This is a genomic window from Sporosarcina sp. resist, from assembly GCF_014302295.1.
GTDB classification, from domain to species: Bacteria; Bacillota; Bacilli; order Bacillales_A; family Planococcaceae; genus Sporosarcina; species Sporosarcina psychrophila.
This window is the reverse complement of the sequence record NZ_CP060287.1, coordinates 782,912-803,732: the sequence shown is the minus strand read 5'-3', so window position 1 is coordinate 803,732 and position 20,821 is coordinate 782,912. Positions and strand designations below refer to the sequence as shown.

Annotated in this window: 19 protein-coding genes and 1 other annotated feature; of the genes, 1 reads left to right on the top strand and 18 read right to left on the bottom strand. The window is 41.3% G+C overall.

Annotation, left to right across the window (positions count from 1 at the left end; translation table 11 throughout):
* Positions 1 to 155 precede the first annotated feature (155 nt).
* The 14 genes from H7992_RS24570 to hprK form a co-directional block, all read right to left on the bottom strand.
* Entirely contained in the window at positions 156 to 302 is a 147-nt protein-coding gene (locus tag H7992_RS24570; RefSeq protein ID WP_255428578.1) for an amino acid--tRNA ligase-related protein, read from the bottom strand.
* Positions 284 to 1,609, bottom strand: coding sequence for a lysine--tRNA ligase (gene lysS / locus H7992_RS03980; protein WP_255428577.1), 1,326 nt, complete (start codon positions 1,607 to 1,609; stop codon positions 284 to 286). Before lysS ends, H7992_RS24570 begins: the two co-directional genes overlap by 19 nt.
* A gap of 98 nt (positions 1,610 to 1,707) precedes the next feature.
* Positions 1,708 to 1,976, bottom strand: a binding site (T-box leader).
* Between the two features lie 576 nt (positions 1,977 to 2,552).
* A complete protein-coding gene (locus H7992_RS03975) occupies positions 2,553 to 2,810 on the bottom strand; it encodes an HPr family phosphocarrier protein (RefSeq protein ID WP_067205987.1) in 258 nt (85 codons plus the stop codon).
* 36 nt (positions 2,811 to 2,846) lie between these two features.
* Positions 2,847 to 3,794 carry a DNA-binding protein WhiA gene (gene whiA / locus H7992_RS03970; protein ID WP_149582292.1) on the bottom strand — a complete coding sequence of 316 codons (948 nt, stop codon included), beginning with the start codon at positions 3,792 to 3,794 and terminating at the stop codon, positions 2,847 to 2,849.
* A 25-nt stretch (positions 3,795 to 3,819) separates the two neighbouring features.
* Positions 3,820 to 4,803 carry a gluconeogenesis factor YvcK family protein gene (yvcK, locus tag H7992_RS03965; RefSeq protein WP_187046677.1) on the bottom strand — a complete coding sequence of 328 codons (984 nt, stop codon included), beginning with the start codon at positions 4,801 to 4,803 and terminating at the stop codon, positions 3,820 to 3,822.
* Between the two features lie 4 nt (positions 4,804 to 4,807).
* The gene (rapZ, locus tag H7992_RS03960) at positions 4,808 to 5,698 is read right to left on the bottom strand and encodes an RNase adapter RapZ (RefSeq protein WP_187046676.1); all 891 of its coding nucleotides are present in this window, start codon (positions 5,696 to 5,698) and stop codon (positions 4,808 to 4,810) included.
* Positions 5,695 to 6,177, bottom strand: coding sequence for an NUDIX hydrolase (locus H7992_RS03955; RefSeq protein ID WP_067205979.1), 483 nt, complete (start codon positions 6,175 to 6,177; stop codon positions 5,695 to 5,697). The genes rapZ and H7992_RS03955 overlap by 4 nt, the downstream gene beginning before the upstream one ends.
* 196 nt (positions 6,178 to 6,373) lie before the next feature.
* Positions 6,374 to 7,324, bottom strand: a complete 951-nt coding sequence (gene trxB / locus H7992_RS03950; protein WP_067205976.1) for a thioredoxin-disulfide reductase — start codon at positions 7,322 to 7,324, stop codon at positions 6,374 to 6,376.
* Between the two features lie 415 nt (positions 7,325 to 7,739).
* The gene (locus tag H7992_RS03945; protein WP_067205973.1) at positions 7,740 to 9,260 is read right to left on the bottom strand and encodes a tetratricopeptide repeat protein; all 1,521 of its coding nucleotides are present in this window, start codon (positions 9,258 to 9,260) and stop codon (positions 7,740 to 7,742) included.
* 85 nt (positions 9,261 to 9,345) lie between these two features.
* Positions 9,346 to 9,870 carry an acyltransferase gene (locus H7992_RS03940; RefSeq protein ID WP_067205970.1) on the bottom strand — a complete coding sequence of 175 codons (525 nt, stop codon included), beginning with the start codon at positions 9,868 to 9,870 and terminating at the stop codon, positions 9,346 to 9,348.
* Positions 9,867 to 10,520 (bottom strand): pyrophosphatase PpaX, encoded by a 654-nt coding sequence (gene ppaX, locus H7992_RS03935; protein ID WP_187046675.1) that lies wholly within the window; start codon positions 10,518 to 10,520, stop codon positions 9,867 to 9,869. Before ppaX ends, H7992_RS03940 begins: the two co-directional genes overlap by 4 nt.
* A complete protein-coding gene (locus tag H7992_RS03930; protein ID WP_187046674.1) occupies positions 10,513 to 11,457 on the bottom strand; it encodes a nucleoside recognition domain-containing protein in 945 nt (314 codons plus the stop codon). Before H7992_RS03930 ends, ppaX begins: the two co-directional genes overlap by 8 nt.
* Positions 11,458 to 11,472: 15 nt before the next feature.
* Positions 11,473 to 12,282, bottom strand: coding sequence for a prolipoprotein diacylglyceryl transferase (lgt, locus tag H7992_RS03925; protein ID WP_187046673.1), 810 nt, complete (start codon positions 12,280 to 12,282; stop codon positions 11,473 to 11,475).
* A 30-nt stretch (positions 12,283 to 12,312) separates the two neighbouring features.
* Entirely contained in the window at positions 12,313 to 13,239 is a 927-nt protein-coding gene (gene hprK / locus H7992_RS03920) for an HPr(Ser) kinase/phosphatase (protein ID WP_067205961.1), read from the bottom strand.
* 253 nt (positions 13,240 to 13,492) lie between these two features.
* On the opposite strand from hprK, the gene H7992_RS03915 reads away from it, so the two are divergent.
* The gene (locus H7992_RS03915; RefSeq protein WP_187047783.1) at positions 13,493 to 13,573 is read left to right on the top strand and encodes an N-acetylmuramoyl-L-alanine amidase; all 81 of its coding nucleotides are present in this window, start codon (positions 13,493 to 13,495) and stop codon (positions 13,571 to 13,573) included.
* Positions 13,574 to 13,973: 400 nt separating this feature from the next.
* Here H7992_RS03915 and H7992_RS03910 read toward each other — a convergent pair whose 3' ends face one another.
* The 4 genes from H7992_RS03910 to H7992_RS03895 form a co-directional block, all read right to left on the bottom strand.
* Positions 13,974 to 15,179 carry a DUF4097 family beta strand repeat-containing protein gene (locus H7992_RS03910; protein ID WP_231885761.1) on the bottom strand — a complete coding sequence of 402 codons (1,206 nt, stop codon included), beginning with the start codon at positions 15,177 to 15,179 and terminating at the stop codon, positions 13,974 to 13,976.
* Between the two features lie 181 nt (positions 15,180 to 15,360).
* Entirely contained in the window at positions 15,361 to 18,234 is a 2,874-nt protein-coding gene (gene uvrA / locus H7992_RS03905; protein ID WP_067205956.1) for an excinuclease ABC subunit UvrA, read from the bottom strand.
* A 7-nt stretch (positions 18,235 to 18,241) separates the two neighbouring features.
* Positions 18,242 to 20,224, bottom strand: a complete 1,983-nt coding sequence (gene uvrB / locus H7992_RS03900) for an excinuclease ABC subunit UvrB (RefSeq protein ID WP_067205953.1) — start codon at positions 20,222 to 20,224, stop codon at positions 18,242 to 18,244.
* Between the two features lie 155 nt (positions 20,225 to 20,379).
* Positions 20,380 to 20,616, bottom strand: coding sequence for an IDEAL domain-containing protein (locus H7992_RS03895; protein WP_067205951.1), 237 nt, complete (start codon positions 20,614 to 20,616; stop codon positions 20,380 to 20,382).
* Positions 20,617 to 20,821: the final 205 nt, after the last annotated feature.

Here is a 20,821-nt window from a genome sequence, read left to right as displayed (position 1 = left end):
TTCTTCATCCAAGCTACCTCCCCTTACGGTAACTATTTCTGCATCCTTCCAAATATACCTTTTTATCAGCTCAATGATCTTCAAGTAAAGTGCCAGTTAGTGAAACAAGGAACTGTATCTTAATAACTTTATTGTTCAATATTATTAAGGATTGACTATAGTTTTTTATTTAATGGAAATAAAACACAGTCTTTAATCGTATCACTATCCGTTAGTACCATTAATAATCGTTCAATTCCAAATCCCCAACCAGAAATGGGTGGCATTCCATATTCCATAGCTGTTAGATAATCCTCATCCATCTCCATAGCTTCCAAATCTCCGTTACTTTTAAGATGAGCTTGAGTCTTCTTCTTTGTTCAAGTGGGTCAACCAACTCTGAATAGGCATTTATTATTTCCGCACCATTCACCACTAATTGGAAACGGTCTGTAAGAGCAGGGTTTTGATCATTGGCCCTAGCTAGTGGGGATAAATCAATAGGATGTCGGATTAGAAATGTCGGTTTAACTAGTTGTGGCCGACACATTTTTTTGTAAAGAAGATCAATAAAATTACCTCTCCCTAAAGATTCAATATCAGGATGTTCCAAATCCATATTAACCCTCAATGTTTCTTGATATAAATCCTTAACATCAGGAAAAAGATTTATATCAATCCCTGTGTCTTTTAAGATTAAATCCCTGAAAGAGACAATGTCCCATTCTAGTGAAAAGTTTATTGTTTGACCCTGGATGGTAATGGTAGTCGTATTAAAGATTTGATCCAGGACAAACAGAACCATATTACGCATTAATTTCATTGTATCCTCATAATTCCAATATGCCGCATACCCTTCAACCATTGTAAATTCTTGAAGATGTTGAGGACTAATCCCCTCGTTCCTAAAACACTTTGCAAATTCAAAAACTTTGGTAAATCCACCTACAATTAACCTTTTTAAATAGGTTTCCGGTGCAATACGTAAATTTAGTTCTGTATCTAAAGAGTTATGATAGGTCCTAAAAGGCTTAGCTAACGCCCCCGAGGAAGTATGCTGTAAAACTGGTGTTTCTACTTCTAAAAATTCCTGGTCCTCAAAGAACCTGCGAATGGCACGTACCATTTTGGTTCTAGCTAGTAAGCGACTTTGTGTGTCTTTTGTCACCATTAAATCTAAATAACGCTGTCTATATCGAAGTTCAACATTGCTTAAACCGTGCCATTTTTCTGGAAGAGTCCGTAACGCCTTCCCAAGAAACACATAACTTTCGATACGAAGTGTTTTCTCATTCGTTTTAGTCGTATACATACATCCTTCCACACCGATAAAATCTCCCATATCCAATAAATTGTGAAACTGATTATAAGGTTCCTCACCAATCTCATCCTTTTTCAACAGAAGTTGTAAGCTTCCTTGTATGTTTGAAATAGTAATGAAACTTAATTTACTGAAATTTCTAATGCTCATTATTCTTCCAGCAACTCGGACCCCAGAAGTTCCGTCTTCGAGTTGAGCAGCTGCATAAATTTCATTATTTGTAGAAAACCTTTCAGGATATACTGAAATCCCTTGCGATTTTAAAGTCTCTAATTTCTCTATTCTTAAAGCTATTTGTTCATTGCTCATTCTTTTCACTCCATTCTTTTAGTTTGTTTATAAGGCTTTTTATGTTATGGATTTAAATTTCCAAACAACAAAAAAACTCCCACCCCCAAGACATTTGTCTTGAGGACGGGAGTTTATAGCTCCGCGGTACCACCTCAGTTTATTGATATGTCGCCATATCAACCTCTTCGAGTACGTCAATTTTCTAATAATTGATTATACCCTATCTCTTTAACGGGAGATCCCGTCGCAGTATCACTAAGAATGCTCTTAGATTCGTGCGAAGCTCCAAGACTTTTTTTCATTAAGATCATTATTACTCCTTCCCACCTACCGGAGCTCTCTGAAAATAATTAATCAAAATTACTCTTCTCTTCATAGCCGTACATTATATATTGATTGAAAATAATTTAGCATAATTAAATGGAATAGTCAATTTCTATTTGATGGGTTGCAGTGACAGTTCGGTCTTGCTCTCACAGTTTGACGCGATGCCATGACAGTTCCCGACTTTCCCCTTACAGTTTACCGGTATGCCATGACAGTTTGATCTTGCCCTCACAGTTTGCTGGGATCCCATGACAGTTCCCGACTTTCCCCTCACAGTTTGTCGGGATGCCATGACAGTTCGACCTTGCCCTCGCAGTTTACCGTGTTGCCATGACAGTTGTCGACTTTGCCCTTACAGTTTGAAGTAATGCCATGACAGTTCGACCTTGCCCTCACAGTTTACCGCGATGCCATGACAGTTGCCGACTTTGCCCTTACAGTTTACCGGTATGCCATGACAGTTCGACCTTGCCCTCACAGTTTGTCGGGATGCCATGATAGTTCCCGACCTTCCCCTTACAATTCACCAAGCTACCATGACTTCAAGTCGTATCCTCATGACTAATACAATCCAGTCTCCATAAAAAAACCGTTACCACTTGTCGTTTGACAGCGCTAACGGTGATCGTTTTATTTAATTGCCATTTTCAACAAGAACTGCGAGTGATTCTAGAGCCTGTTCTTCGTCAATTCCTTCTGCAATCAACGTAACAGTCGTGCCGCGCGCGATGGCTAGGCTCATGATCCCCATTATACTTTTAGCATTTACTTGGCGTTCTTCTTTTTTCAAAAATACATCGGACAAAAACCTATTTGCCTCTTGGACAAAAAGTGCTGCTTGCCTTGCTTGCAATCCTGATTTCAACTTCACTTCAACTATTCGTTCTGCCATGACAGCGCCAGCTCCTCTCTTGGTTCGACAGCGGATTTACCGACTACCGATTCCCCCATTGCGAAGATTTTCCGCAATTTCTTCGATTTTTCTTAAGCGATGGTTCACACCTGATTTACTTACCATTCCACCCGAAACCAGTTCTCCAAGTTCCTTCAACGTAATATCCTGATTGTCGACCCGAAGCCTTGCGATTTCTTGTAATCTATCTGGTAATTCAGCAAGTCCAATCGTACTTTCAATAAACTTTATATTTTCAACTTGGCGCTGTGCTGCACCAATTGTTTTATTCATATTCGCGGTTTCACAATTCACAAGCCTGTTCACACTATTTCGCATATCGCGTATAATTCGTACATCTTCAAACTTCATTAAGCTCACGTGCGCGCCGACAATACTAAGGAAATCCGATATTTTTTCAGCTTCTTTCAAATAAGCAATATACCCTTTTTTCCGTTCAATCGACTTCGCATTCAAATGGTATTTGTTCATCAAATCGACTAAGTCTTCACTATGTTCTTTATATATCGAAAATATTTCAAGGTGATAGGAAGATGTTTCCGGGTTATTCACGGAACCCCCTGCCAGAAAAGCCCCCCGTAGATAAGCGCGTTGACAGCATCTCTTTTTAACCAATTCCTTTGAGATTTCATTTTTAAATTGAAATGTTCCCGTCAGGATTAGAAGTTCTTCCAAAAGAGCTTTTGCTCCACCTCGAATTCGGCAAATGTAAACGTTATTCTTTTTCAAGCGCATCTTTTTTCGAACAAGCAACTCTACTTTATAAGGATACAACCGTTTTAAATTCGTATACAGGCGTCTGGCAATCGCTGCATTTTCAGTTTGTACGTCCAAACTTAACTGTTTATTAGAAAAGGAAAGTGCACCATTCATCCTTATGAACGCCGCTACTTCCGCCTTTATACAACAGTCATCCGCTTCTATCTGTGTCATTTCCTTTTTTGTTTCTGAAGCAAAAGACATGATTCTTCCCCTTTCTCGGCGACGATCACGTCTGTTCCGTTTCGATCCCATTTTCCATATATTCTATAAGCCATTTAGCTACTTTTTCGGAATCATGTATGATTGTTCCATTTAATAATAAGCAAATGTCTTTTACTACGATATTTGGTACAAGTTGTTGAAGCGTTTCCAAATCGTTTTCGACAGGCCAGGGAGGCCCCGTCCATTCTTTTCCACCCTGCAACGTAGAAAATTCTGTGCCGTTCAACAAAACCGTGTCGATGAAAGGTTCACCCGCATGATCATACAATGCCTGCACATGCTCCGAAGCTGTATAGCGGTGTGTTTCTCCTGCTTGCGTCGTCAAGTTGTTAATATACACCTTTTTTGCCTTACATGACAAGACCGCTTTACGAATTGATTGGACAAGCAGTGCGGGCAAGATGCTTGTATATAGGCTGCCTGGGCCAATAATGATCAGGTCAGCAGAATTGATTGCCTCTATTGTTTCAGGTAACGGTTCAACTTCTTGTGGTGATAAATACACTTTGCGAATTTTACGTTCGTAAACCGGTATTTTCGATTCACCCGTCACGATTGTACCGTCTTCGAGTTCTGCGTGCAATGTGATCCGCTGATTAGCGGCTGGTAATACTTTCCCTTTTATGTTTAGTACCCTGCTCATTTGTTCGACTGCTCGTGCGAAATCACCTGTGATATCCGTCATAGCAGCCAGCATAAGATTGCCGAGTGAATGACCTTTCAAATCCTCTGAAGTAGCAAAGCGGTATTCAAACATTTCTTCGATTAATGGCTCAACATCTGAAAGCGCTGCCATCACTTTACGAATATCACCCGGAGGTGGTATGTCATATTCGTCAAGAAGTCTGCCCGAACTGCCGCCATCATCAGCTACTGTAACGACCGCAGTCAAATCGACAGGGTAATTTTTCAATCCGCGTAGCAAAGTGGATAAACCAGTTCCGCCGCCTAACACAACGACTTTCTTCAAGTTCCCGGATTTCAGCATAGCGTCAATCCTTTCTTTTTTCAATATCCCTATGGGTGATGAGTGTCCGGTACTCGTCTTTGAACCGGCTTCCGAAAAATTCAGCGAGTGTTACAGAGCGGTGTTGACCTCCTGTACAGCCGAATGCAATCACAACTTGTGATTTTCCTTCATTTTTATATTGTGGAATTAAGAACTTGAATAAGTCCGTGAGTTTTTCAATAAGGATTTGAGTATCTTTCCATTTCAGTACATAGTCATAGACTTCTTTCTCGAGTCCCGTCTTCGGTTTCAAATCCTCAATATAGAAAGGATTGGGTAGGAAACGCACGTCAAACACGACATCTGCATCAATTGGCATGCCATGCTTAAAACCGAAAGAGAGGAAGTTTAGTGTAAAACCAAGATCATCCTTAGAGGAGAACTCAGCCATTATTTTTTCTCTCAATGCCCTTGGTTTTAAACTTGATGTGTTGAAAATCGAGCGTGCACGGCCTTTCATCTCAGACAACAGCAGGCGCTCTTTCTTTATACCTGCTAGAGGCAATCCGCCTGCCGATAATGGATGTGACCTTCTCGATTCCTTATAGCGTCGAACAAGCGTCTCATCGTCTGCATCAAGGAATAATATTCGTGATGATACACCCTGCATTTCCAAAAGGTCATCCAGAGCACCAATGAGCGAATCAAATAGGTCACCTCCACGCGTATCCATTACAGCGGCTATCCGTTTCATTTGATTTTCCGATTTCATCATCAAATTCAGAAACATAACTAATAGCTCTGGAGGCAAATTATCGATGCAATAAAATCCAAGATCTTCAAAGCTCTGCACTGCAACCGTCTTACCTGCACCCGACATCCCCGTAATAATAACTATTTCAATATCGCTGCTTGGCTTCCCTATTTCAGTCATTGTCCATCACCTTCCACAGAATTTTGGATTTCCTCTTTCAAGAGTTTAAATTCTTCGGTATAAAAGAACGTTCCATACTGTATCCCACTCTGAGATACTGCAAACAGTAAATTGGTTCGATCCCCTTCTGCCATCGGAAGTGTCTCTAAGCTTTCAACAGGATGCCATTCCAATACTCCTTCAATTGTCGTTTCAAACGGTTTACCCACTAAGTCAAAAGCAATGAATGTGTGGAGCATCCATTCGTTTTTCACAGTCTCCCCAGTTTCATCTGTAATCATCATTGTGTAGACGCCTTTTAACAATGGGCTAATCGGTACAGCACCGGTTTCTTCCGTGAATTCTCTGACGGCTGTTTCGTAAACCGATTCACCCGGATCCATCTTTCCACCAGGGGCTACATACCACCCGCGACGAGGTTTTTTTAACAGTAATACATGATTATCTTTTACTACAAGTAAATTTACGATTCTCTGCATTTGTCTAACCCCACTTTTTATAAACGCATAGTATCATTATACATCGAACCGTTGTAAAACGACAAAAAAAAGGCAACCCATCGGATAAACCGATAAATTGCCTTTCAAAATTTACTTTATCAAAAGGGGGGTCAATTGATACTTTTACTATACCCTTTAGACATTGCATTTCTGTTACAGCTACATTAAGGTTACATTAAGCTTTTGCGCCTAATTTCTCCATCAATTCCTCAACGTATTTCTGGACAGCCTGCGCAGCAATACTACCGTCTCCAGTAGCCGTTACAACTTGACGCAATAATTTTTCACGAACATCCCCTGCAGCATAAATACCAGGTACAGATGTTTCCATGATTTCGTTTGTTGCAACGTAACCATTTTCGTCAAGAATACCAAGTTTAGCAAATGGAGCAGTTAACGGGTCCATTCCGATATAAACGAACATGCCATCCGCTTCAAATACCCTTTCAGAACCATCGACAGTTGAAACAAGTGTCACGGAACCAACTTTTCCTTCTCTAGCATTTACTTCTTTCACAGATGAATTCCAGATGAATTCAATCTTGTCGTTTGCAAATGCACGGTCTTGAAGAATTTTTTGTGCACGTAATTCACCGCGGCGATGAACAATTGTCACCTTATCTGCAAACCGTGTCAAATAAGTTCCCTCTTCTACGGCAGAATCGCCACCGCCTACAACAACGAGCTCTTTCTTACGGAAGAATGCTCCATCACAAACCGCACAATAGCTTACGCCACGGCCTGTAAGTTCAGCTTCTCCGGGAATACCCATTTTTTTGTATTCAGCACCTGTCGTAATAATAATCGCACGGGCTTTATACTCTTTATCCCCGACGACTATCGTCTTGTAACTTTCTCCATCAATAACATCTGTAACATCGCCATAAGCATATTCAGCACCAAACTTACGCGCGTGATCAAACATTTTTGTAGAAAGGTCCGGACCTAATATATGTTCGAATCCTGGGTAGTTTTCAATTTCTTCCGTATTAGCCATTTGACCGCCTGGAATTCCCCGTTCAAGCATTAACGTTGAAAGGTTCCCACGAGATGTATAGACAGCAGCCGTCATCCCCGCAGGGCCGGCACCAATAATAATGACATCATAAATTTTTTCAGTTGTCATGTGAATTTCCTCCTCTACAACATTTACACACCAAATCGTATAGGATACGTAAGTTCCATTCAACTTTTCTGCTTACAAGAAAAGCGTAAGGCGCCGTCCAGCCCCGACAGGCATAAGACGGGCGGGCTAAGCGGCGTTCTTTGCCGAATAGCCTGACTGACTGACTTATGTCCCGAGGAGTTGGCGCCTGGAGCTAGACACTATTCTAAGTCAAAAAAATGTATACTCTCTTACCAATATATGTCGAACTAATGATTCTATATAATCTCCAACGAAGGCGCCTCATAGGGGTAGCCGAAGCAATAAGACTGACAGCGGTTTTCTGTCTGGCTTATTGCGAGAGGCATCCCCAAGCGCCGAGCGTTGTTGAGAGGATTCTTTATGTCAACATATATAATAAGACAAGCGTAGGACATTAGGCATCAAACTGTGGTAAATACTCAATCAATTCTCCGACATACTTTGTCAGTGTCGGAACTGAGATACCGAATTCCTTTGCAATCGCTGTTTTGGTTACATCCGGATAACGGGATGACTGGAACATATAATCTGCTGCAGCTGCAAGTGCCGCCGGGTTTCTAAACAAATAAGAACGACTTAATGCAGTTTCGCAAAGTGTGAACCACATTTGAAACAGATGAGATGCTTGTTTATCGAGCGGACAATATTTGTTGTAAAGTAAGTCGGTCGTTTCAAGCGCTCGCATAAATGACTTATCAAAGTTGGTTTCCGGCATGAATTCATAATCGAGACCACTTGCCAGAAAAAGCCGCTCGTAGTCACTCAGTTTTTCCATTTCAATATAAGATGGATGTGAGATAATTTCCTGCTTATGACCTGACTTTCCAAGAAGATAAAAACCAAACATCCTTTCACTTCTGTAGGTATTGGCAATTTTACTTAGTAAAAACTCCCTATCCTGCTCAAGTGAATCTGACGTGATAATCTCTTGGACACCATTCCACGGCTCGTAACCAGCCTTCGATGGATCCAGTTCAATCAGCTTTGCATATGCTTCTCGTGCCACTTTTTCATGTCCAGAGAAATAAGCGGAATGGGACAGCCAGAAGTAGTAGCCTGTGTCCCCTTCAAACCCTCTCTTTTGTAGACTTCTGAGCCAATTATAAGCTTCTTTATGTCTGCCAATAAGCGCAAACGTCGCGCCGAGTTTATAGCGATTTTCAAATTGATACGGTTTAATTTTCACAAGCAAAGCAAGTAGAGACTCCAATTCCTCTTCCTTCTTTTCGTAATAATAAAAGACCGCCAGATTACAAAGTGCATGGATATTTCCTTTATTACGATTTAAAACATCATGAAGTAACTTACTAGCTCGCTCGTTTTCCCCGATATAAAAATAAGCCAGAGCTAAATTATTATAAGCGGCCCAAAACTCCGGATAATCGACAATAATCGACTCAAGTAATTCCACGGCCGCCTTGAATTCACCTGACTCCATAAGTCGGCGTGCCTTTTCCTGTAAAAAGAATACTTCACCGTCCGGCATCTCATCATCATTAAATGACTCTTCCTGTTCTGCGAAATCAATAATTTCCATTGAATCATCAGCAAATGGACCATCAGGATCAATTAATATATATTTTTCCGCATACATTTTTGCATCCCGCAGCATACCAAGATGGGCATGCACTTCTGCCAAATAGAATATAATTTCCTCTTCCGAAGGTGCGAATGAGTTTGCAGTCATTAGCAGTTCATGCGCTTCCTCAAAACGTCCCTCTTCCATGACGAGCACGCCATATTCCATGAGGATTTTCCAATCTTCAGGACTAAGCTCTGATGCTCTTTTCAAATACCGCTGTGCATCTTCAAAACGATCGCGTTGCATCGCCTGAATCGCTTTATTATAATAAAATTCACCGTCTGGAATGAACGAAATAATTTTTTTATCATGCTTGTTACGTAGTTTATCCAATCATATTCCCCCGAAAAAATAAGAAGGAACGCAAAGCACGTTCCTTCTCGTATTGTCCCCCATTATACCATAAGATACATCGGCACTATCCGTTTTCATTTTTTTGTTGTCGCTCAATCATCTGCTCCAGTGTAAAGATGATCTTAACCGGATTGCCACCAGCAAACACACCTGGTGGGATATCACGGTTTACGAGAGAAGCAGCAGAAATAATTGCCCCATCTCCAATTTCCACTCCGGGAAGAATTGTCGTATTTGCTCCAATTAATACGTTCTTTCCAATAATGACATCTCCTATACGATACTCATCTATTAAGTATTCATGTGCAAGGATTGTCGTATTGAAGCCAATGATTGAATTGTCACCGACTTTTATCCTCTCGGGGAACATGACATCAGGCATCACCATAAGGGCGAAAGATGTCTTATTCCCAACTTCCATTTTCAAAAATGTGCGGAACAAAAAGTTCTTCATCGGGATGAAAGGTGTGTACCTCGATAATTGGATAACAGCAAAGTTTTTTGCAACTTTGAAAAAAGGAACCGTCTTGTAAATATGCCAAAGTGAATTTGCTCCCTCTCGTGCGGGATACCTTTCAGTACGTCTCAATCTTTTTCGCCTTTAACCAATTGGAGTAGTTCCGAAATATGCTGCAACATGTAATCTGGGTTGAATGTTTGTAAAAAGGCTTCCCCTTTTGCCGACCATGCGACACCCGCTGTACGGACCCCTGCATTTTGCCCACCAACTATGTCATGGTAGTTATCCCCGATCATAAGGGCTTCATCCGCGTTGGCTCCCAATCGTTCGAGTGCTAGTAAAATCGGTTCTGGATCAGGCTTCGTTTTCGTTACATCATCCATTGCAATGACTTCGTCAAAAACCCCTTCCACATCAAGGAGTTCTAACCCTCTCATAATCATATCTTTTCTCTTGGTCGAGACAATCGCCATTTTCATGCCCGCTGCCTTCAACAACCTCATCGTTTCAGATACACCGTCAAACTCAATTGAAAGTTCGTCATGCATTGATTTATTCCATGCTCTATATTCTTCAATCAGTTGCTCCGTCTTTTCAGGTTCAACCGAATCGAATGATTCATACAATGTTGGCCCTAAAAACGGTAGTATATCGATTCGTTCATATTTCCCCGGGTAATGATTACCAAGGACATATTGGAATGTCTGGATGATCAATTCATTCGTATCCAGTAATGTTCCGTCAAAATCAAATAGTAGTGTAGTAATTGGTTTAGCCATCTGCAACCGGAACCTCCTTTTTTTTCTGTTGTTCAGCCCGTTTCCAGACATATGCGACAATGATCGTCAACACGAAAGCTGTTACGACCCGGATAATCAGTAATGGCAGAATCGGAATGCCTAGTGGGATAAAAATCAGTGTATCTTCTATAACTGCATGACAGGCGACTAGAAAGATGAATGCCAGTGTTGCGTCCTTCTTGCTCACACCATCCTCTTGTACGGCCTGTATCATAACGCCAGCACCATAAGCGAGACCGATAACCAAACCGGCAACAAGTGTCATCGACGCATTGGATTGTACGCCAATTACTTTCGTGAAGGGTGCCAGTTTCTCCGAAAATTTCTGCAAATAATTACGATCTTTCAAGAACTGAACAATAATCATAAGTGGAATAACAATTATGGCAAGCTGAAGAACTCCAAATGACGCTTTCTGAACACCTAACAGTCCAATTTCTACCCAACCATCTGGTATATCCGTAACTTTCGGAGTCATTCCGTAACGTGCTGTCTCTCCTCCGCCTTGCCACATCAAGTTAATGATAATACCTGACATCGCTGCAAGCCCAAAACGTACCACGAGCACAATCCATAACTTCACGCCGACTTTCAGTGCAACGCCTGTTTCAATGAATAGATTATGTGAAAATGACAACATGATGGCGATGATGAATACTTCCTTCACAGTCATTTCCAACGATAAAATCCCTGCAATTCCCGCATATAAATTGAGTGCATTACCAAGCACTAACGGGATTGCAGCTTCTCCACTAAGACCGAATATCCCCATAAACGGTGCAACAAGTTTAATAAGCCACGGCAACACAGGTGTATGCTGTAAAATGACGACGAGTACTGTGATTGGAAAGATGATTTTCCCCAGCGTCCACGTTGTCCGAAGTCCTGCCTTTAATCCATTTTGAAGCGTCCCCATTCCCCAAACTCCTTCTTATTTATCTTGATACTTCACATTTACTTTTTGAACGTATCTTCTTACTATGAATACCGCGATAGCAACAATGATTGTGATAACCGATACTAGCTGCGCCGCCCGAAGTTCACCGAGGACATATAAGCTGTCTGTTCGCATCCCCTCAATGAAGAAGCGTCCAGCAGAATACCAGACAAGGTAAAATAGAAACATTTCGCCGCGCTTCAAATTCACCTTGCGCAACAAGATAATGATGATAAGTCCCACAATATTCCACATAGATTCATAAAGGAATGTCGGATGATACGTCACGCCTTCAATCGTCATTTGGTTCATAATCCAATCAGGAATAATCGTTGTTTCAAGGAACTTTTCCGAAACAGGACCTCCGTGCGCTTCCTGATTCATGAAATTGCCCCAACGACCGATAATTTGACCAATCAGCAGTCCAGCTGCTGCGATATCGACCACTTTCCAGAATGAAATACCTCTCTTTTTCGTGAAGAAGTATGTCGTAATGAAGGCACCAATTAATGCACCATGGATAGCGATGCCGCCTTGCCAAATTTGAATAATTTGTCCCGGATTGTCTTTATAATAATCCCACGAGAAAATAACATAGTAGATTCGCGCACTAACAATCGCGATTGGAACGGCCCAAATGAGCAGATCCGTCAAAAAGTCCGGATGCATCCCGCGCTTAACCATTTCCTTTTGAACAACAATGAATGCGAGGACAATCCCCAGCGCAATTAAAATCCCATACCACCTGACTTCAAGCGAACCTAGCGAAAATGCAATCGGGTTTATTGCCAGTACATTAAACATGTATTAACCTATCCTTTCTCTATCAATCATTTACTTTCGATTCACTTTAATTTCATCAGCAAGTTTTTTCGTAAACTCCTCTGCTGCATTGACTCCAAGTTTTTTCATTCGATAATCCATTGCCGCAACTTCAATAATAACGGACAAGTTACGCCCAGGTCTTACCGGCACAGTCAGCTTCGTCAATTCTGAATCCATAATTTTCATCTTTTCTTCATCAATACCAAGCCGGTCATAAATCTTGTCCTGATCCCAAAATTCAAGATCGACGATAATTAAAATTCGTTTATCGCTCTTCACGGCGCTGGCTCCGAACAATGTCATCATATCTACAATCCCGACTCCACGGATTTCAAGCATATGTTCAAGTAGTTTTGGTGCATTTCCAATCAACACATTTTTTGCTACCTGTCTAATTTCCACAAGGTCATCAGCCACAAGTCGATGGCCCCTTTTCACAAGTTCAAGCGCTGTTTCACTTTTACCTACACCACTCTTACCCGTGATCAGTATCCCTATTCCATAAACATCTACAAGCACTCCATGAATGGCTGTCATTGGTGCAAGTCTGCCACTTAGATAATTCGTCAGCATACCCGAAAATCGCGTCGTTGGAACATCCGTTTTCAAGACAGGAATGCCTTGATTTTCAGCAGCCTCAATCAATTCAACCGGCACTTCCATTTCATGTGCCACAATGATGGCCGGCGTAGTTTCTGAACAGAGTCTTTTCATCCGATCTATCCGTTCTGCTTCGGTTAAGTTCGCGAAAAATGATAGCTCTGTCTTGCCCAATAGTTGAACACGATCCGCTAGGTAGTAATTGAAATAACCAGCCATTTCAAGGCCTGGTCTTGAAATATCACTCGTATGTATCTCACGCTCGATGCCGGCTTCGCCTGCGCATAGTTCAAGAAAAAGTTTTTCTTGTGCGTCCTTTACTGTTACATAAGACATTAACTCGCCCCTTTTCTATATATTCCAAACGTCTATAGCCTATTTTACCATGCTCTTTTTCAAATGAAATGATTTAGTGCCGAAACTGTCCACCTCTAAACTCTTTTTCCATATATAGAGGATAAGGAGGGGAAGATTTTGACGACAATAATGATTGATGCAGGGCACGGTCCCAAGACAGCGGGAACACACTAAACAGATGGACTAATGCGGGAATTCCGCTTTTACAGCTTGTAATCGAACAGACCGCGGCGTGAAGAAAGCGAACTACGCTGTCCTACGTGAAACCCCGACGCCTGCGATACTTATTGAGTGCGCATTCATGACAAATTGAGAAGAAGCCGCGTTATTAATGAAGAAAGTATATAGACCTCAGTGTGCAAGGGCAATTGCTCACGCACTATCAACTTATATTTATCAAGAGAATAAATATTTTTTGATAGGGAGAAAGCAATTGTCGTGGTAACTATCAAAACCGACAGAGTTCTTTTCCCGATTTAATGGCTCTATAATCAGCACTTATCAAATAGAATGTTCTTCCAATACCGCTTTATCGCTTGGTGATGGCCTCACGCTTGTCGCTCCTTCGCTAGATTTGTTCATTATACTATTGAGGTATACCACCTAGTTAACTCCAAATAGGTAGTCCCGAATATATAATCGGCAATTTCATTTCAATTAAAAAGGACTGTTGCTACACCGAAATCGGTGTAGCAACAGTCCTTTTTATTTCTTTATTCTTTTTTCGCGTTATAACAAACGAGAACAGAACCCGTTTTCGCTTCACCAAAAATGTGTAACGGAGATGGATTTCCTTCTACATCCTTTTTAAAACGAATTGTCCGATGTAGCAATTGTTCCTGCTCGACAGTTCGATCGACATCTTCAAGCTTTAAGTCCAACCGACCCATATTGGATGCAATTTCACCTGATAGAGCGACTCCTATTGGAATGTAAATTTCAACTGTACCGCTCATTGTTTTTGCTTCGATTTTTTCAGCTGCAAGATCTGTCGTTGTAACCACAACATGTCCGTTTAAAGATTGTGCCTCCACATCTTTCACAGCGCCATCGATGTACACACGGCCGTTGAGTGTTTCTGCTTCAATTGTAGTAGCAGTCACATCGTTTAGACCGATTGAGCCATTCACAGTTTCAAATTCACCATTTTTGAACGTCAAGCCAGCAATCTCGATTTTCCCGTTTGCAGTCTTCACTTTTACCTTTTCAGCGGTGGCATCTTTCATTTTAAATGAGCCGTTCAGCAAACGTGCGGAAATTCTCGCGTAATCCTTTTTCGGGATGAATAATTCAACATTTACTTGAACCATTTTCAAATCGCTTGAAATTCTAATTTTCCCTTCGTCATTAACAAACAATAACTTTTCAAGAAAATCTTTTTTCGCTTTTTCTTCTGACTCACTATTGTAGGTTTTCACCGTGAAATCTGCTCGTATTTCTTCTGTTTCACCAGTATGGATTGTCACTTTTCCATTGTCGATATCAATGATAACTTCGTCGATTTCGGTTGCTGGCTTAGTTATTGTATGGTCAAACGTAACCGTATTGCCAAATGGAGAATCAAATTCGAATGATTTCACTTTTTGAACAGCGCTCTGCATGAATTGCATGAATCTATCGCCGACGTTGGTAAAATCTTTAGTCAAATCTTCAAGGAATTCATCCATAGAAGGCTGATCTTGATCCTTGTCTTCGATAATAGGCTCAGCCTTTTCGAATGGATCTACTTTTTCTTGCTGTTTTGGTTCACTATATTGTTTTTCCAATTCTTGTGCCTTTACAGTGGTCTGTTTAGCTTCTGGGCTTTTTTCCACTTGACCAGTTTTCCCTAATGTTTCTAGAAGTGTCAATGCTTCCTCGGTCGTGATCGTACCGTTTTCCAGCATTGCTAAAATCCGTTTCCGTTCATTTTGCATCATTACGCCTCCTAGTATTGTGGTGTTCCGGATTTCTCCGTTATTTTATGACTAACTATTAAAGGTTGAAATAAAGAATCCCATTAAATTCGCTACTGCTCCCCTTATAAGGCGCCTTCGCTCAGTTTATATAGGTATTCATTTGTTCAACATACTATATATACGAATGGATGTGGAAAAGGTTTCATTTCGAAACCTTTTCTGCATCTTCAATCATCATGTCCATTCGTTTTCGTTCTCGCTCAAGTACCGGTTTTAAATAATAACCTGTATAGGAAACTGTCGATTCCGCGACTTTTTCCGGAGTACCTGTCGCGATAATTTTCCCGCCTTTATCACCACCCTCAGGACCTATATCGATAATGTAATCGACGGTTTTAATGACATCCAGGTTATGTTCGATAACGAGTACCGTATTCCCTGTATCGACAAGGCGCTGCAATACGATAAGTAGTTTGGCAATATCGTGGACATGAAGACCCGTCGTCGGTTCGTCAAGAATATAAAACGACTTTCCATTGGAGCGTTTGTGCAGCTCAGAAGCAAGTTTCACCCGTTGTGCTTCCCCACCTGATAATGTTGTTGCCGGCTGGCCTAGATTAATATAACCTAACCCTACATCGACAATCGTCTGAAGCTTACGGCTAATTTTCGGTATATTTTCAAAAAACACGAGTGCATCATCGACTGTCATAGCGAGTACGTCCGCAATGTTTTTCCCTTTATAGGTAACTTCCAGTGTCTCTCTATTATATCGTTTCCCATGACAAACTTCACAAGGTACATAGACGTCCGGTAAAAAGTGCATTTCGATTTTAATGATTCCATCGCCACGGCAGGCTTCACAACGACCACCCTTAACGTTAAAGCTGAAACGACCTTTTTTATAACCGCGGACTTTAGCTTCGTTCGTAGAAGCAAACATATCCCGTACATCATCAAACATGCCTGTATAAGTAGCAGGATTGGATCTAGGCGTCCGTCCAATTGGAGACTGGTCGATTTCAATGACCTTTTCAAGCTCTTCAAGACCTATAGCAGATTTATATTGTCCCGGTTTCTGCTTAGAACGATTCAATTTCTGTGCGAGTACTTTATAAAGAACTTGATTGATTAGCGTACTTTTCCCTGATCCTGAAACACCCGTTACGGCGATGAATTGTCCAAGCGGAATATCTACATTTACATTTTTTAAGTTATTTTCAGATGCACCTTTAATGACGATTTTTCGTCCATCCAGTTTACGTCTTTCCAATGGAAGCGGGATAAATTTCTTACCACTCAAATATTGACCCGTCAGTGAGTTAGGGTCATTCATAACTTTTTCAGGCGTTCCTGCAGAAACGATTTCCCCCCCAGCAACACCAGCGCCGGGTCCGATATCAATTAAATAATCGGCAGCCATCATCGTATCTTCATCATGCTCAACAACAATCAGTGTATTGCCGATGTCGCGCATACTTTTCAATGTACCGATAAGCCGATCATTATCTCGTTGATGAAGTCCAATTGATGGTTCATCTAAAATATAAAGAACGCCTGTCAGCCTTGAACCAATTTGCGTTGCCAATCGAATTCGCTGAGCTTCTCCGCCGGATAGCGTTCCTGCCGCCCTCGATAACGACAAATAATCGAGTCCAACATTAATTAGGAATCCGAGACGTTCTTCAATTTCACGCAATATAAGCTTTGCAATTTGTGTATCTTTTTCAGATAGAACAAGGTTTTTGAAAAACTGGTCTGCTTCAGTAATGGACAATTCCGTCACTTTTCCGATATGGACGCCATTCACTTTTACCGCAAGTGACTCTTCCTTCAACCGGTAGCCAGCGCAAGTAGGACATGGCCGCTGTGACATATACTTCTCCATCTGTTCACGGATATAATCTGAAGAAGTTTCTTTAAAGCGGCGCTCTACATTTGCCAAAACACCTTCAAAGTAAATATTGCTATCCCGCGTTCCACCAAATTCATTTGTGTAACGGAATCGAATTTTTTCATCTTTCGAGCCATTTAATATTTTATCAAGTTCATCGTCTGGCAATTCATTTACCGGTACATCCATTGATATGCCAAAATGATTCGCGACAGTTTTTAAAAGTTCCGGATAGTATTGAGAGCTTGTCGGCTCCCATGGCGCAATTGCATGATCTTTTAACGACAGCGTTGGATCTGGCACGATTAATTCCGGGTCGACTTCTTGCTTTGTCCCCAGTCCATCACATTCCTGACAAGCGCCAAACGGACTGTTGAACGAAAACATTCTTGGTTCAAGTTCGCCAATTGAAAAACCGCATAATGGACAAGCATGGTGTTCACTGAACAGGATTTCTTCCCCGTCCATGACGTCAACCAAAACAGTACCATCCGCGAGACGTAGAGCCGATTCAAGAGAGTCGCTCAGACGTGGCGCAATGTCTTCCTTCATAACAATCCGGTCGATGACAACCTCAATCGTATGCTTCTTGTTTTTGTTCAATTCAATATTGTCGTCAAGATCTATAATTTCACCGTTGACTCGAATTCGTACATACCCTTGCTTCTTAATATCTTCGATTAATTTCACATGTGTTCCTTTACGACCTGAAACAATCGGTGCCAGAACTTGAATACGCGCACGTTCTGGTAATTTCATAAGGCGGTCAACCATTTGCTCAATCGTTTGGGACGAAATTTCCGTTCCGTGAATCGGGCAGATTGGTTTGCCAACACGTGCATAAAGAAGACGTAGATAGTCGTATATTTCCGTTGCAGTTCCTACGGTCGAGCGGGGATTGCGGCTCGTCGTCTTTTGATCAATTGAAATTGCCGGTGATAGCCCTTCAATGACATCCACATCCGGCTTGTCCATCTGACCTAAAAACTGTCGTGCATAAGAAGATAATGATTCAACGTACCTTCGCTGCCCTTCCGCGTAAATTGTATCGAAAGCGAGGGAGGACTTCCCTGACCCCGAAAGTCCTGTCATGACGACCAATTTGTCACGAGGGATATTTATGTTAATATTTTTCAAATTATTCGCTCGTGCGCCTTGTATGATGATTTCTTTATTCTTCATAAAAACCCTACCTTTCAGCCTTCAATTCCATGATTGTATCCCTTAATTCAGCAGCACGTTCGAAGTCGAGTGCTTTCGCTGCCTCTTTCATCTCTTTTTCCAAGGTTACAAGCAGCTTTGTTTTTTCGTCTTTTGTCAACTTCTTACCTTGTGTTACTTTTTCTAAATAGGAAATAGCTTCTTCTGATACTGCTGTTGCACGAATCACATCACGGATTTCCTTTTTGATTGTCGTCGGTGTTATGCCATGTTTTTCATTATATTTTCGTTGAATGTCCCGACGTCGCTCCGTTTCCCCAATTGCTTTCGCCATGGAGTCCGTCATTCGATCTGCATATAAAATGACATGTCCATTGGAATTACGGGCAGCACGACCCATCGTCTGAATAAGCGCTCGCTCAGAACGTAGAAACCCTTCTTTATCAGCATCCAAGATTACAACAAGCGATACTTCAGGAATGTCTATCCCTTCTCTTAAGAGGTTAATGCCCACAAGGACATCATATGTGCCTATTCGCAGTTCTCTTAACGTTTCAATTCGTTCAAGTGTTTTAATGTCAGAATGAAGGTATTGAACTTTTATACCAATTTCCTTCAAGTAATCGGTCAAATCTTCGGACATTTTCTTTGTTAACGTCGTAATTAGAACACGTTCATTGTTTTTAGTCCGTTCTCTTATTTGACCTATCAAATCATCAATCTGTCCTTCAATCGGACGTATTTCAATTGTCGGATCTAGTAGACCAGTCGGGCGGATAATCTGTTGAATCATCTCAGGAGTATGCTCAATTTCGTAAGGACCTGGTGTCGCAGAAACATAAATCGCCTCGTGGACATGGTTTTCGAATTCTTGGAATGTAAGCGGTCTGTTGTCGAGTGCTGAAGGCAAACGGAAACCATGGTCAACAAGGACATTTTTCCGTGCCTGGTCACCGTTATACATACCACGGATTTGTGGCAATGAGACATGACTTTCATCTACAATAATGAGGAAATCATCTGGGAAATAGTCAAGCAATGTATACGGTATCGCTCCTGCAGGACGAAGTGTTAAATGACGGGAATAGTTTTCAATACCCGAACAGAAGCCCATTTCCCGCATCATTTCAAGATCATAGCGTGTCCGTTGTTCAAGACGTTGCGCTTCCAATAATTTGTCCTGGGCACGAAACTCTTTCAAACGTTCTTCCAGTTCAATTTCAATGTTTTCAATTGCTTTCACCATTTTTTCTTCACCAGTAACAAAGTGAGATGCGGGGAATATGGCAACGTGTTCACGTTCACCGAGGATTTCGCCTGTCAGTGAATCCACTTCGCGAATTCGTTCGATTTCATCACCGAAAAACTCGATACGTAAGCAATGTTCATCCTGGGATGCTGGCAAAAGTTCAACAACATCGCCGCGTACCCGGAACGTACCTCGAGTGAAACTTACGTCATTGCGTTCGTATTGAATATCTACAAATCTGCGAAGCAGTTCATTGCGTCCGATTTCCATACCTGGACGAAGAGAAACAACATGTGCGCTGTATTCTTCTGGGGAACCTAGACCATAAATGCAAGAGACAGATGCAACAATGAGTACGTCATTCCTTTCAAATAAGGAAGATGTTGCAGAGTGACGTAATTTATCAATTTCATCATTGATGCTTGAGTCTTTTTCAATGAAGGTGTCAGTATGCGCGATATACGCTTCTGGCTGATAATAATCATAGAAACTGACAAAGTATTCGACTGCATTGTCAGGAAAAAACTCTTTAAATTCACTATATAATTGACCCGCTAACGTTTTGTTGTGAGCGATAACGAGAGTCGGTTTGTTAATCTCCGTCAAGACATTCGACACGGTAAATGTTTTTCCAGTCCCGGTTGCACCGAGCAAAGTTTGGTGCTTCTCACCTCGGTTATGTCCTTCTAATAGTTGTGCGATTGCAGACGGCTGATCGCCTTGTGGTGTATAAGGGGCTTGCAAATTGAATTTTCCGACCATCGGAAAAACCTCCTCTATCAGTTACATCTATCTTATCACTTTACCCATCTTTTGACGAGTAAAAAGCGAACGTACGTTTTTTCACTAATTTTCACTTTTATAAACACACAAAAAAACGCTGCATGTCTACTCAACATGTAGCGTCCTTGCATTTTTCAATCATTCTCTTCAAGTTTGCCCAGTCTTTTGGAATACAGTAGGAATGCGCTTTCATCCCTACTGTCAAGCGCAAGGTCAATCAATCCCATGAACCTACTCTTTGTCTGCTCTCTGTGTATATGTTTCAAAAAAAGATCTAAATAAATTTCATTCAGCAGTTTTTCCGCTTGGAGCGAAGTACTGTTTTTCCCTACAGCTTTTAAAAACTCGGCATATGAATAATTGTTCTCCATCCCTATCACCCCTGATGCCTTTTATTTAGTATATCTAATTTCAGAGATAAGTTGCAAGGTTTATTGGAATATTCTATTTTTAAATTTAGTCATAATTTATTATAGAAAAGCGTAAGGCGCCGTTAAGCCCCCCCGAGTCTAGACACTGTTCCATGTCGAGAAATTCATACTTCCTTTTCTACAAACAAACGCCCCGTCTGCAATT